Genomic DNA, 14109 nt, shown 5'->3' on the forward strand with positions numbered 1-14109 from the left:
AAGCGCATTGCGGTCACTGAGACGCAGAATTCTGGTGCCGGACGTCGGCGAGACAAAGGTAGAAACGCGCGGCTTCTGGGTGAAGAACGCGGCGTCCACCGAATTACTGGAGACGGTCGGCGAATACTTTCTCGCCGGTTACGCCCACGCCGTGGAGTCGCGCACCGTCGCCGAGGCCGAGGACCGGCTCGAAGAGGTGCCCGCCCGCTTCCGGGGCTTCGCCTACGAAGGCGCGGGCATGGGCTTCGCCATCCTGGACTGCATGACCTTCGGCGACCTGCGCCGGGTCAACGCCTGCCTCCGGGGACGCGGGCACCACCACAACTACATGATCTACGTGGGGATCGGCTGGGCCATGGCCCGGCTCCCCCGCTTCCTGTGGCCCAAGCCCCGGCTGCTGGACCCGCTGCTGCTGTGGCTGGTCCACGACGGGTACGGCTTCCACCAGGCCTACTTCCACACCGACAAGTACGTGCACCAGCAGGTGCGCGAACCCCGCTTCTCCTGGCCGGCCGGCCAGGAGGACTACGCGGCCCACGCCCTCGACCAGGGCATCGGCCGCGCGCTGTGGTTCGTCGCCGGCACCAGCGCCGAGCGGGCGGTCACGCTGCTCGAACGGTTCCCCGAGTCCCGCCACGCCGACCTCTACGCCGGCATCGGGCTGGCCGCCACCTACGCGGGCGGCGCCGACGACGCCGAGCTGCGGTGGCTGCGCGAGCGCGCCGGAGCGCACCGGGGGCCGCTGGCCCAGGGCAGCGTGTTCGCTGCCGAGGCCAGGATCCGCGCCGGGCTGCTCTTCCCGCACACCGAGTCGGCCGTGGGCGTTCTCTGCGGCACCACGGCGGAGCAGGCGGCCGAGGTGAGCCGCGCGACCCGCCCCACCGCGACAGCACAGGACTCGCCGCCCGCCTACGAGGCGTGGCGCCGGCGTATCGCCGAGACGTTCGTCTTCCATGGAGGTGTTCCCTCGTGAGCTCGGTAGCCGCGTGGTTGCGCAAGCAGGCGGCGGGAGTCGCCGCACTCGCGCTGATGATCGCCGTCTTCGCGATCGGCCACCCGACCTTCGCCTCCGACGCGACCAAGGCCGAGATGGCCGGCGCGTACGGCTTCAAGTCCCTGGCGATCGCGATGCCGGGCGGCGGCCCGGCCAAGACCGTCCGCAAGGTGAACCAGGCCTACAAGCACATCGACGCCTGGATCTCCTCCGTGGGGGCCGCGATCGCGCTGAACGACCTCGACGGCAACGGCAGGGACGACGACCTGGTGATCGTCGACCCGCGTACCGACCAGGTGGTCGTCACCCCGGCGCCGGTCGAGGGCGGCGGCGAGCGGTACCGGCCGTTCGCGCTGTCGCTCGGCTCGCTGCCGGTCACCGACGCGATGGCGCCCATGGGCGCGGTGCCCGCCGACTACAACGACGACGGCCGGACGGACCTGCTGGTCTACTGGTGGGGCCGCACGCCCACGCTGCACCTGCAGCGGCCGACCGCGACCCGGTTCGAGGCCGCCGCCTTCGACGCGGCCGAGCTGGTGCCCAACGCGGGCGGCGCGAAGTACACCGGCGAGGTGTGGAACAGCAACGTCGCGACCGTCGCCGACTTCGACGGTGACGGCCGGCAGGACATCTTCGTCGGCAACTACTTCCCCGACGGCAGCCCGGTCCTCGACAGCCGCGTGGACGGCGGCGTGCAGATGAACCACTCGCTGTCCAAGGCCGTCAACGGCGGCCGGGACTACTTCTTCCGCGGCACCGGCAACGGCGGCTTCACCCGCCTGGACGGCGTGCTGCCGCCGGACGTCTCCACCGGCTGGGAGCTCGGCGCGACCAGCGCCGACCTGGACGGCGACGGCCTGCCCGAGCTGCTGCTGAACAACGACTTCGGACCCGACCACCTGCTCTACAACACCTCCTCCCCCGGAAAGATCACGTTCTCCCCCACCGTCGGGACGCACGAGATCGGCGTGCCGAAGTCGAAGGTGCTCGGCGAGGACTCCTTCAAGGGCATGGGCTCGGACGCCGGCGACCTCAACCACGACGGCGTCCTGGACTTCTTCGTCAGCAACATCACCACCCCGTACGGCATCCAGGAGAGCAACTTCACGTTCCTGTCCACCGTCAAGACCCAGGCCGAGCTGCGCGAGAAGCTGCGGCAGGGCAAGGCGCCGTGGAAGGACCTCAGCGCCGAGCTGCGCACCGCCTGGTCCGGCTGGGGCTGGGACCCGAAGATCGAGGACTTCGACAACGACGGCGAGAACGAGATCGTCCAGGCGACCGGGTTCGTCAAGGGCGACGTCAACCGGTGGCCGCCGCTGCAGGAGCTGGCCGCCGCCAACGACGGCGTGACCAGCAACCCCAAGTCGTGGCCGAACGTCACCGAGGGCGGCGACATCGCCGGCGCGCAGACGCTGGCCTTCTTCGCCAAGGGCCCCGACGGCCGCTACGCCAACCTGTCGGAGCAGCTCGGCCTGGCCGTGCCCGTGCCGACGCGCGGCATCGCGACCGGGGACGTCAACGGCGACGGCCTGATCGACTTCGCGGTGGCCCGCCAGTGGGAGGCCCCCGCCTTCTACCTCAACACCAGCCGGTCGGCGGGCTCGTTCCTCGGGCTGCGCCTGCTGCACGACACCCCCTCCGCGGCCGGCCCGCTGCCCGCCGCCGGATCGCCGGTGATCGGCGCGACGGTGACCGCCACCACGCCCGACGGCCGCTCCTTCATGGGCCGCGTGGACGGCGGCAGCGGCCACTCCGGCAAGCGCGCGCACGCGGTGCACATCGGCCTCGGCGCGAACGTCACCGGGCCCGTGCGGGTCAAGCTGAACTGGCGCGACCGCGCCGGGCAGCGGCACCAGCAGGAGCTCACGCTCACCCCCGGCTGGCACACCCTCCAGCTCGGCTCGCAAGCGAAGGAGAAGTGACGGCATGGCCGCCAAGACGATCACCCCGCCACGTCACGATCCCAAAGTGATCACGGCGCTGCGCCGGTTCGCGATCTCGATCACCATCTTCAACATCCTCGGCTACACCGTGCTGGGGTTCGAGCAGCCGTGGTCGTGGCCGTTCGTGGCGCTGGCCACCGGCTACACCGTGGAGATCATCCTTGAGGTGATCGGCGCCCGCCAGGAGGGCCGCGCGCCGCGCTTCCTCGGCAACGGCCCGCGCGGGCTGATGGAGTTCCTCTACCCCGCGCACATCACCTCCATCGCGCTCAACATGCTGATCTACGTCAACGACCAGGTGCTGGTCATGATGTTCGGCGTGACCGTCGCCGTGGGCGCCAAATGGGTGCTCAAGGCGCCGGTGCGCGGGCGGATGCGGCACTTCATGAACCCGTCCAACTTCGGCATCGCGATCATCCTGCTGCTGCTGCCGTGGGCCAGCATCGCGCCGCCGTACCACTTCACGGAGAACGTCGACAACCCGATCGACTGGATCATCCCGGGGATCATCATCATCGGCGGGACCATGATCAACGGGAAGCTGACCGGCCGCATGTGGCTGATCGGCGGATGGGTGAGCGTCTTCGCCCTCCAGGCCGTGGTGCGCGGGCTGATCATCGACGACATCTCCATCCTCGGCGGGTTGTCGATGATGACCGGGGTGGCGTTCATCCTGTTCACCAACTACATGATCACCGATCCGGGCACGAGCCCGTCCAGGCCGCTGTCCCAGGTCGCCTTCGGCGGCGGCGTGGCCGTGGTGTACGGCCTGCTCATGGGGATGAACATCCCGTACGGGATCTTCTTCGCCACGGCGGCGGTCTGCCTGATCCGCGGCGGCTTCCTGTGGGCGCTGCACATCGTCAACAAGGCGCGCGAGCTCGACGCCGCCAGGGTCAGCGCAGCCGCCGCCCAGGCGCTGCAGCACGCGCGGGAAGAGGTCGCGAAGGCATGACGAGGATCGCGATCGTCGGCATGGCCTGCCGGTACCCGGACGCCGCCTCTCCCCGGGAGCTGTGGGAGAACGCGGTGGCCGGCCGCCGGGCCTTCCGCCGGCTCCCGGACGAGCGCATGCGGCTGGAGGACTACTGGGACCCCGATCCCGCAGCGCCGGACCGCTTCTACGCCAAGACCGCCGCGGTCATCGAGGGCTACGCCTTCGACCGGGTGGCACACAAGATCGCCGGCAGCACGTACCGGTCGACCGACCTGGCCCACTGGCTGGCCCTGGACATGGCCGGCCGGGCCCTGGCCGACGCCGGGTTCGCCGGCGGCGAGGGGCTGCCGCGCGAGCGCACCGGGGTCGTCGTGGGCAACACGCTCACCGGCGAGTTCACCCGGGCGAACGTGCTGCGGCTGCGCTGGCCGTACGTGCGGCGCACCCTGGCCGCGGCCCTGAAGGAGCAGGGCTGGGACGACGAGCGCCTGGCCGCGTTCCTGGCCGACTACGAGGCCGCCTACAAGAGCCCGTTCCCGCCGGTGGACGAGGACACGCTGGCCGGCGGGCTGTCCAACACGATCGCCGGACGCATCTGCAACCACTTCGACCTCAACGGCGGCGGCTACACCGTGGACGGCGCCTGCTCCTCGTCCCTGCTGTCGGTGGTGACGGCCGGCAAGGCGCTGGCCGACCACGACGTGGACGTGGCCGTCGCGGGCGGCGTGGACCTGTCCATCGACCCGTTCGAGGTGATCGGGTTCGCCAAGACCGGCGCGCTGGCCAAGAGCGACTTCCGCCTCTACGACCGGCACTCCAACGGCTTCTGGCCCGGCGAGGGCTGCGGCATCGTCGTGCTGATGCGCGAGGAGGACGCGCTGGTCGCCGGGCGGCGGATCTACGCCACGATCGCCGGCTGGGGCGTCTCCTCCGACGGCAAGGGCGGGATCACCCGTCCGGAGGTGAGCGGCTACCTGCTCGCGATGCGCCGCGCGTACGACAAGGCCGGGTTCGGGCCCGAGAGCGTCGAGCTGTTCGAGGGCCACGGGACGGGCACGGCGCTCGGCGACGCGACCGAGCTCACGGCCCTGTCGCGGGCCCGGGCCGCGGCCGCGCGGCCGGCCGCGGTCGGCTCGATCAAGGGCATGATCGGCCACACCAAGGCGGCCGCGGGCGTGGCGGGCCTGATCAAGGCGGCCATGGCCGTGCACGAGCAGGTGCTGCCGCCGACCATCGGGTGCGTCGACCCGCACCAGGTGCTCACCGACGAGGGCGCCACGCTGCGGGTGCTGCGCACGGCCGAGCCGTGGCCGCAGGGCGCGCCGCTGCGCGCGGCGGTGACCGCCATGGGCTTCGGCGGCATCAACACGCACGTGGTGCTGGAGAACACCGGCCCGCGGCGGCGGGTGTCCAGCCGCGTCAAGGCGCTGGCCGCCGCGTCCCAGGACGCGGAGCTGTTCCTGCTGGACGGCGGCACCTGGGACGAGCTGCGCGGCCTGGTGTCGGAGCTGTTCGACTTCGTGCCCAAGGTGTCCTACGGCCAGCTCGCCGACCTGGCCGCCACGCTGCGCGGGCGGCTGCGCGGCCTGCCGTTCCGGGCGGCCGTCGTGGTCAGCTCGCCCGACGACGCCGTACGGCAGCTCACCCGGGTGCTGACGGCGCTGGAGTCCGGCGAGAACGCGCTGTCCACCCCCGACGGCAAGGCGTTCGTCGGCCGCGCATCGGCCCGGCCCCGGATCGGCTTCCTGTTCCCCGGCCAGGGCTCGGGCCGCGGGACCGACGGCGGCGCGCTGGCCAGGCGCTTCGCCGACGTCGCCGAGGTGTACGCCACCGCGGCGCTGCCCACGGGCGGCGACATGGCGGCCACCGAGGTCGCCCAGCCGCGCATCGTCACCGGCTCGATGGCGGGCCTGCGCGCGCTGTCGCTGCTCGGCATCGAGGCGGACGCGGCCGTCGGGCACAGCCTGGGCGAGCTGTCGGCCCTGCACTGGGCGGGCGCGATGGACGAGGACGCGCTGCTGCGCGTGGCGACCAAGCGCGGCCGGGCGATGCGGGAGCGCAGCGAGCCGGGCACGATGGCCGGCGTGCGGGCCGCGCCGGAGACCGTGCCGGCGCTGGTGGGCGACCTGCCGGTGGTGATCGCCGGGTACAACGGGCCGCTGCAGACCGTCGTCGCCGGGCCGGTGGCGGCGGTGGAGGAGGCCGGCCGCCGGGCCGAGCGCGCCGGGCTTACCTGGACCAGGCTGAACGTCTCGCACGCCTTCCACTCGCCCCTGGTCGCCCCGGCGGCCGAGGCGCTGGCCGGATACCTGGCCGAGGAGCGGTTCGGGCCGGTCGCCCGGCGGGTCGTCTCCACCGTCACCGGCGAGGACCTGGCCGCCGGGACCGACGTCCCGGCGCTGCTGCACCGGCAGATCACCGCGCCCGTGCTGTTCGCCCAGGCGCTGGCCGCCGTGGCCGCGGACGCGGACCTGCTGGTCGAGGTGGGCCCCGGCCGGGTGCTCAGCAGGCTGGCGGCCGAGCTGACCGACGTGCCGGCCGTCGCCCTGGACACCGACAGCGAGTCGCTGGCCGGGCTGCTCGGCGTGGCCGGCGCCGCGCACGTGGCGGGCGTGCCCGTCGACTGCGAGGAGCTGTTCCACGGGCGGCTGGTCAAGCCGCTGGAGATCGGCGCGGCGTTCTCGTTCTTCACCAGCCCGGCCGAACAGGCGCCGCAGGTGCGCGTCAAGGCCGCCGCCCCGCAGCCGGCGGAGCGGGCGGCCGATCCGGACGGCAGCGCGAACGGCAGCGCGAACAGCGGCGCGAACGGCGGGACGGCGGCCAAGCCGGGCGAGTCCACGGTCGAGCTGCTGCGGCGGCTGGCCGCCGAACGCGCCGAGCTGCCGCTGGAGATGGTCACCGAGGACAGCAAGCCGCTGGACGAGCTGCACCTGAGCTCGGTCACCGTCATGCACATCATCGACCAGGCCACCCAGCAGCTGGGCGTGCCCGCGGGCATGGCGCCGGCCAACGTCGCCACCGCGACGCTCCAGGAGCTGGGCGAGGCCCTGGACCGGCTGGCCGCGCAACCGCGCGCGCAGTCGGCGCGGGGCGTGGCGGGCGCGGCGCCGTGGGTGCGCCCGTTCGCCGTGGACCTGGACGAGCAGCCGCTGCCCCGGCGGACGGCCGAGGAGCGGGCGGGGACGTGGCAGGTGTTCGCGCCCGCCGGTGCGTCCCTGGCGGGGCCGCTGCGCGAGGCACTCGAAGGGGAGAAGATCGGTTCCGGTGTCCTGGTGTGCCTACCCGCGCGGTGCGCGGCCGACGACCTGGAGCAGGCGCTGCTCGGCGCCAAGGCGGCGCTGGCCGGCGGGCCGGGCACCCGGCTCGTCCTGGTCCAGCACGGCCGCGGCGCGGCGGGGCTGGCCAAGACGTTCCACCTGGAGAGCGGCCTGCCCACCACGGTCGTGCACCTGCCGCAGGACGCGCCGCAGGCCGCCGCCCGGGTAGCGGCGGAGGCGGCGGCCACGACGGCCTTCTGCGAGGTGCACTACGACGCCGCCGGCGTGCGGCGGGTGCCGACGCTGCGGGCGCTGCCGTACCGGCAGGAGCGGGCCGAGGAGCCGCTGACCGGCTCCGACGTGCTCCTGGTGACCGGCGGCGGCAAGGGCATCACGGCCGAGTGCGCCATGGCCATGGCCGGCGGGGCCAAGGTGGCCGTGCTCGGCCGCTCGGACCCCGCCCGGGACGAGGAGCTGGCCGCGAACCTGCGGCGCATGGCCGCGACCGGGCTGACCGTCCACTACGCCAGGGCCGACGTCACCGACGCCGCCCAGGTGCGGGCGGCCGTGGCCGCGGCCGAGCAGGCGCTCGGGCCGGTGACCGCCGTCCTGCACGGCGCCGGGCGCAACGAGCCCGAGGGCATCGCCGGGCTGGACCTGGACGCCTTCCGCCGCACGTTCGCCCCCAAGGTGGACGGCCTACGCAACGTGCTGGAGGCGGTCGAGCCCGGACGGCTGCGGCTGCTGGTGACGTTCGGCAGCATCATCGGCCGGGCCGGCCTGCACGGCGAGGGCCACTACGCGACCGCCAACGAGTGGCTGGCCGACCTGACCCGCGAGGCGGGCGAGCGGCATCCCGGCCTGCGGGCGATCTGCATGGAGTGGTCGGTCTGGTCCGAGGTCGGCATGGGCGAGCGGCTGTCGGTCGTGGACCGGCTGGTCGAGCAGGGCATCACGCCGATCCCGGTGGACCAGGGCGTGGAGATCATGCGCCGCCTGGTGAGCGATCCCGACGCGCCCGGCGTGGTGGTGATCAGCGGGCGCACCGAGGGCATCCACACCGTGCGCCGGGAGGAGCCGGAGCTGCCGCTGCTCCGCTTCGTCGGCACGCCGCTGGTCCGCTACCACGGCGTGGAGCTGGTCAGCGAGGTCGAGGTGAACGCCGGGACCGACCTGTACCTGGCCGATCACCTGCTGGACGGCAACCTGCTGTTCCCCGCGGTGTTCGGGCTGGAGGCCATGGCGCAGGTGACGTACGCGGCCACCGGCCGTCCCGGCGCGCCCGTCGTGGAGCAGGCGGAGTTCGTCCGGCCGATCATCGTGCCGCCCGACGGGAGCACCACGCTCCGGGTGGCGGCGACGGTCACCGGGCACGACACGGTCGCGGTCGCCATCCGCAGCCAGGAGACCGGCTTCGACGTCGACCACTTCACGGCCGTGCTGCGCCTGGACGCCGGCGCCCCGCCCGCCGGCCCGCCCGAGCAGTCCGGCGACGAGCTGCCGCCGGTCGCGCTGGACCCCGACACCCAGCTCTACGGCGAGGTGCTCTTCCAGGGCAGGCGTTTCCAGCGGCTGCGCCGCTACCACCGGGCCGCGGCCCGCGAGGTGGACGCCGACCTCCAGGTGGCGCAGGAGTGCGACTGGTTCGCCGGGTTCCTCCCGCCGGACCTGCTCCTGGGCGACCCCGGCATGCGGGACGCGCTGATGCACGGCAACCAGGTGTGCGTGCCCGACGCCACCCTGCTGCCGACCGGCATCGACCGCGTGCACCCGGCCGGGGCCGCGCTGTCCGGCGCGGACGAGGTGCGCTACTGCGCCTCCGAGCGGTCCAGGGACGGCGACGCCTACGTCTACGACGTCGCGGTCCGGACGAAGGACGGCGAGGTCGTCGAACGCTGGGAGGGGCTGCGGCTGCAGGCCGTGCGGAAGAAGGGCGGGGCCGGTCCGTGGGCGGCGCCGCTGCTCGGCCCGTACCTGGAGCGCACGCTGGAGGACCTGACGGGCGCGCGGGTGGCGGTCGTCGTGGAGCCGGGCGAGGGCACCGGCGACCTGGCCGCGGCCCGGCTCGGCACGGCGGAAGGCACGGCGGAAGGCACGGCGGAAGGCACGGCGGAAGGCACGGCGGAGGGCGTGCGGACGGTGTCGGCCCACGTGCCCGGACTGACGGTGTGCGTGGCCGCCCCAGGGCCGCTGTCGTGCGCCGTCGAGCCCGTCACCGCCGTCGAGCCCGTCACCGCCGTCGGGCCCGGCGACCCGGGCGACCGGGACGACCGGGGCGACGGGCGGGACGCGCTCGCCGGCGAGATCGCCGCGGCCTGCGGGGAGGACGCGGACACCGCCCGCGCCCGCACCCGCGCCGCGCTCGCCTGCCTGCGCACCGCGGGAGCGGCAGCGGGGACGGCGGCGGGGACGGACGTGCCGCTCGCGGTCACCCGGGCCGCGGCCGACGGGTGGGTGGTCCTGACCGGCGGCGGCGCGGGCGTGGCCACGCTCGCCACCCGGGTGCACGGCCTGCCCGCCCCCGTCGTCGTCGCGATACTCACCGAAGGGCGGTCCTAGCCCATGGGCACCTACTACGAGTACCTGCACACGGTCGGCTTCGAGGAGACCAACCTCGTCGGCAACGTCTACTACGTCAACTACCTGCGCTGGCAGGGACGCTGCCGGGAGATGTTCCTGATGGAACGGGCCCGGGACGTGCTCGCCGACCTGCAGGACGACCTCAAGCTGTTCACCCTCAAGGTCGACTGCGAGTTCTTCGCGGAGATCACGGCCTTCGACCAGCTGTCCATCCGGATGCGCCTGATCGAGCTGGCGCAGACGCAGATCGAGTTCGGCTTCGACTACGTCCGGGTCACCCCGGGCGCGCCCGAGGTCCTCGTCGCCCGCGGCAGGCAGCGCGTGGCCTGCATGCGGGGGCCGAACACCAAGACCGCGCCGGCGAGGGTCCCCGAGCCCCTGGTCAGGGCGCTCGAACCGTACCTGGCCTAGAACCCGGACCCAGGAGGTCACCGTGCAACTCCACTCATCGGCCCCGGCGCCGCAGGTCGCGGACGCCAAGGCGCTGCGCGACGCGTTCGGGGCCTTCGCCACCGGCGTCACCGTGATCACCACGGGCGGCGAGGTCCCGCACGCCATGACGGCCAACTCCTTCACCTCGGTCTCGCTCGACCCGCCGCTGCTGCTGGTGTGCGTCGGCAAGGGCGCGGTGATGCACCAGTGCATCACCGCGGCCACGTCGTTCGGGGTCTCGGTGCTGGCCGGGCACCAGGAGGCCGAGGCGCGGCACTTCGCCGACCGCTACCGGCCGCTCGGCCTGGCCCAGTTCGCCGACGTCGAGGTGACGCCGGGCGAGGTCACCGGGGTGCCGCTCATCGCGGGCGCGGCGGCCCGCTTCGAGTGCCGGGTCTGGCGCGCCTACGACGGCGGCGATCACACGATCTTCGTCGGCGAGGTGCTGTCCCTGAGCCGGCGGGACGACTGCGACGGCCTGCTGGTCTACCGGGGCCGCTTCGGTGAGACCTCCCCCGCTCTGCAGGGGGTGTCGGCGTGACCACACTGGGCACCCGCCCGGTGGCGCTGGGCGGCCGCGTGCCGCCCGGCCCGCCGCCCTGGGCGGCGCCCGTCCTGTACCGGCGGCTGGTCGGCGACCGGCTCGCGCTGCTGTCGAAGGCGACCGCCCGGTACGGCGACGCGGTGCGCATGACGATCGGCCCGAAGAGCATCTACCTGTTCAACCATCCCGACCACGCCAAGCACGTCCTGGCCGACAACAGCGGCAACTACCGCAAGGGCATCGGCCTGGCCGAGGCCCGGCGGGTGATCGGCGACGGGCTGCTGACCAGCGACGGCGAACGGTGGCGGCAACAGCGCAGAACCATCCAGCCGCTGTTCCAGAACAAGCGGCTGGCCCAGCAGGACACCGTGCTGGCCGAGGAGGCCGGCCGCCTGGTCGAGCGGCTGCGGGCCCGGGTGGGCGGCGGGCCCGTGGACGTGGCCGGGGAGATGACCGGCCTGGCGCTCGGGGTGCTCGGCCGCACGCTGCTGGCGGCCGACCTCGGCGCGCACGGCTCGGTCGGGCACGCCTTCGAGGGCGTCCAGGACCAGGCCATGTTCGAGATGGTGACGCTGGCCATGGTGCCGTTGTGGCTGCCGTTACCGCTGCACCTGCGTTTCCGCCGGTCCCGGCGGGAGTTGTACCGGGTCGTGGACCAGCTGGTGGCCGAGCGGCTGGCGAACCCGACTGGCGGCGGCGACCTGCTGTCCCTGCTGATCGAGTCCACCGGGCTGCGGAAGGACCCGCGGGCCGCCCGGCAGCGCCTGCGCGAGGAGCTGGTCACGGTGCTGCTGGCCGGGCACGAGACCACCGCCAGCACCCTGTCGTGGGCCTTCCACCTGCTGGACCGGCATCCGGAGGTGCGCGAGCGGGTACGGGCGGAGGCCGTCGCGGTGCTGGGCGACCGGCCGCCGGTGTACGAGGACCTGCGCAGGCTCACCTACACGGCGGCGGTGCTGGAGGAGGTCATGCGGCTGTACCCGCCGGTGTGGGCGCTGACCCGGGTGGCGCGGGAGGACGACGAGGTGGGCGGGTACCGGGTCCCGGCGGGGGCGGACGTGCTCATCAGCCCGTACACGCTGCACCGGCATCCGGCGTACTGGCGGGAGCCGGACGCGTTCCGTCCCGAGCGGTTCGAGCCGGGCGCACCCGCCGACCGGCCGCGGTACGCCTACATCCCCTTCGGCGCGGGCCCGCGCTTCTGCGTGGGCAACCACCTGGGGATGATGGAGGCCACGTTCGTGCTGGCGATGGTCACCCGGGAGCTGCGGCTGACCGGGCTGCCCGGCCGCCGGGCGGTGCCGGAGGCCATGTTGTCGCTGCGGGTGCGCGGCGGGCTGCCGATGACGGTGAGCCCGGCCTAGGGACCGGAGATCACGGAAGGGCCCGCGGACGTCGTCCGCGGGCCCTTCCGCACGTGCCGCCCCTTCCTGTCAGGTGTGGGTGTCGGTCCAGGCCAGCAGGTCGCGCAGGGCGAGCAGGACAGGCGGGTCGAGCGCGTTCATGGGACGCAGCCGCAGGTCGGCGCGCTCGCTTCCGCCGCCGCCCACCTCGATCGGCCCGATCCGCGCGATGCACGTCGCGGCGTCCCCCTGGGGCGGGTGGTGCACGGCGTCCTCGCGGGACTCGGCCACGGACTGGGCGATCAGGTACCAGGTGCCCTTGGGCACGTTCTCCAGCACGTACGGGCCGGGCCGGTCGATCAGGGTGAAGCTCGCCGGTCTGCCCTCCAGGATCTGGCCGGGGAAGACGCCGGCGAACACCGGCCGATCGGCCAGCGGCGAGGTCACGACGCCGTGCAGGGTCGCCGCCGGGCCGCCGAACGCCCGCTCGCCGCCGGCCAGGTCCGCCGCCGTGACGCTCAGGAACTGCCGGTACCTGCTCGGCGACAGGCCCACGCTGTGGGTGAAGCGCGAGCTGAAGGTGCCCACGCTGGAGTAGCCGACCTGGTGGCTGATGTGCGTGATGCTGAGCGAGGTGGACACGAGCAGGCGTTTGGCCTCGCGCAGCCGCACCGCGGACAGGAACCGTCCAGGGGACAGCCCGGTCACGCGCTGGAAGACGCGCGAGAAGTGGAACTTGCTGAACATCGCGGTCCGCGCCATGTCGTCAATGGTGAGCTGCTCGCCGTGGTTCTCCTGCATGCTCTCGATGACCCGCAGGACCGCTCGTTCGATGACGTCGTCCATATGGTCTCCCGGAACCCGGAAGCCCTCGGGCGCGCGTCCCTCGTCGATTCTCCGGCCGGAGAATTCCCGGGGGGCGCGACGATTCCTCGGCGCTCCGGATGCATTGCCTTTCGGTTGCCACCTGGTACACGCTCGCGGGCGCGCAGTACGCTGCATGACAAATCGCCCTTTTTTGGGAAATCTTCGGAAATCTCGGCAATTTATCTGAGAATGCGGTTTATAGGGCCCATTCGCGGCGGGGGGCCGGCAGCAGTTGCCTGAGCACCCGGCCGTCGCGGTGGTGCGGCCGCCGCTCGTGCGGGTAGCCGAGCGAGACCTCCTCGAAGCGCACCCCGTCGTGCCAGCTCGTGCCCGGGATGTGCAGGTGGCCGTGGACGACCGCGGCGGCGTGGAAGCGCAGGTGCCAGTCGGCCGTCTGCTCGGTGCCGCACCACAGCGCCAGCTCCTGGTGCCGCAGCACGCGGGTGGGGGCGCGCAGCAGCGGGAAGTGGTTGACCAGGACCGTGGGCAGGGCCGGGTCGAGCGCGTCCAGCCGCAGCTCGCTCTCGCGCACCCGGGCCCGGCACCACGCCTGCCTGCTGGGATAGGGCTCGGGATGCAGCAGGAACTCGTCCCTGCACACCACCCCCTGTTCGCGGGCCAGGCCGAGCGCCTGCTCCCGGGTGGTGCCGGGCGGGCGGAAGCTGTAGTCGTACAGCAGGAACAGCGGGACGACGGCCACCGGGCCGCCCTCCCCCGCCCAGACCGCGTACGGGTCCTCGGGCGTGAGCACGCCGAGACGCCGGCAGATCTGCACCAGGCGCCGGTAGCGCTCCTCGCCGCGCAGGCCGGGGTCGCCGGGCGTGGTCCACAGCTCGTGGTTGCCCGGCGCCCACACCACCTTGGCGAAGCGCTCGCCGAGCAGGCCGAGCGTGCGCTCGAAGTCGTCCAGCCGCTCGGCGACGTCCCCCGCCACCAGCAGCCAGTCGTCCGCGGTGCGCGGGCGCAGCTCCTCGACGACCGCCCGGTTCTCGGGAAATCCGACGTGGAGGTCGCTGATCGCCAGTAATGCACCGGAGGCGCTCACGCCGCGAGCGTATGCGCGCGAGAACGACCGGGAAGCGCGCGGAGCGAGAAACAGGGGTCTCATAGGGGCGAATAGGGGGTGGCGGCGGCGCCTTTGTGGATAAGGGCGCGGGGGCGTCCGTTAGGGGTTGTTGCGGCGCACCGCGCATTCAATTCTGAGCATGCCGA

The 14109-nt window shown here is 73.4% G+C and carries 9 protein-coding genes; 7 read left to right on the plus strand and 2 right to left on the minus strand.

Annotated elements, in window-relative coordinates; translation table 11 throughout:
* Window positions 1-7: 7 nt before the first annotated feature.
* The 7 genes from AB0J76_RS35670 to AB0J76_RS35700 are packed head-to-tail and all read left to right on the plus strand — an operon-like array spanning window position 8 to window position 12051.
* Window positions 8-973 carry a DUF1702 family protein gene (locus AB0J76_RS35670; protein ID WP_364392243.1) on the plus strand — a complete coding sequence of 322 codons (966 nt, stop codon included), beginning with the start codon at window positions 8-10 and terminating at the stop codon, window positions 971-973.
* Window positions 970-2916, plus strand: a complete 1947-nt coding sequence (locus AB0J76_RS35675) for a CRTAC1 family protein (protein WP_352330164.1) — start codon at window positions 970-972, stop codon at window positions 2914-2916. Before AB0J76_RS35670 ends, AB0J76_RS35675 begins: the two co-directional genes overlap by 4 nt.
* A gap of 4 nt (window positions 2917-2920) precedes the next feature.
* Window positions 2921-3892 (plus strand): enediyne biosynthesis protein, encoded by a 972-nt coding sequence (locus tag AB0J76_RS35680; protein WP_352330166.1) that lies wholly within the window; start codon window positions 2921-2923, stop codon window positions 3890-3892.
* The gene (locus AB0J76_RS35685; protein ID WP_364392071.1) at window positions 3889-9690 is read left to right on the plus strand and encodes an SDR family NAD(P)-dependent oxidoreductase; all 5802 of its coding nucleotides are present in this window, start codon (window positions 3889-3891) and stop codon (window positions 9688-9690) included. The genes AB0J76_RS35680 and AB0J76_RS35685 overlap by 4 nt, the downstream gene beginning before the upstream one ends.
* Window positions 9691-9693: 3 nt before the next feature.
* Window positions 9694-10122, plus strand: a complete 429-nt coding sequence (locus AB0J76_RS35690) for an acyl-CoA thioesterase (protein ID WP_352329445.1) — start codon at window positions 9694-9696, stop codon at window positions 10120-10122.
* A 22-nt stretch (window positions 10123-10144) separates the two neighbouring features.
* Entirely contained in the window at window positions 10145-10684 is a 540-nt protein-coding gene (locus AB0J76_RS35695; protein ID WP_352329447.1) for a flavin reductase family protein, read from the plus strand.
* Window positions 10681-12051, plus strand: a complete 1371-nt coding sequence (locus AB0J76_RS35700; protein WP_364392074.1) for a cytochrome P450 — start codon at window positions 10681-10683, stop codon at window positions 12049-12051. The genes AB0J76_RS35695 and AB0J76_RS35700 overlap by 4 nt, the downstream gene beginning before the upstream one ends.
* Window positions 12052-12120: 69 nt before the next feature.
* On the opposite strand, the gene AB0J76_RS35705 is transcribed toward AB0J76_RS35700, so the two are convergent.
* Together AB0J76_RS35705 and AB0J76_RS35710 are read right to left on the minus strand one after the other, a co-directional pair.
* Window positions 12121-12876 (minus strand): AraC family transcriptional regulator, encoded by a 756-nt coding sequence (locus AB0J76_RS35705; RefSeq protein ID WP_352331111.1) that lies wholly within the window; start codon window positions 12874-12876, stop codon window positions 12121-12123.
* A 217-nt stretch (window positions 12877-13093) separates the two neighbouring features.
* Complete coding sequence (locus AB0J76_RS35710) at window positions 13094-13942, minus strand: metallophosphoesterase (protein ID WP_352331110.1); 849 nt, start codon at window positions 13940-13942, stop codon at window positions 13094-13096.
* Between the last annotated feature and the right edge of the window lie 167 nt (window positions 13943-14109).

Origin of the sequence: Nonomuraea sp. NPDC049624, assembly GCF_040675255.1 — a bacterium.
GTDB lineage: Bacteria > Actinomycetota > Actinomycetes > Streptosporangiales > Streptosporangiaceae > Nonomuraea.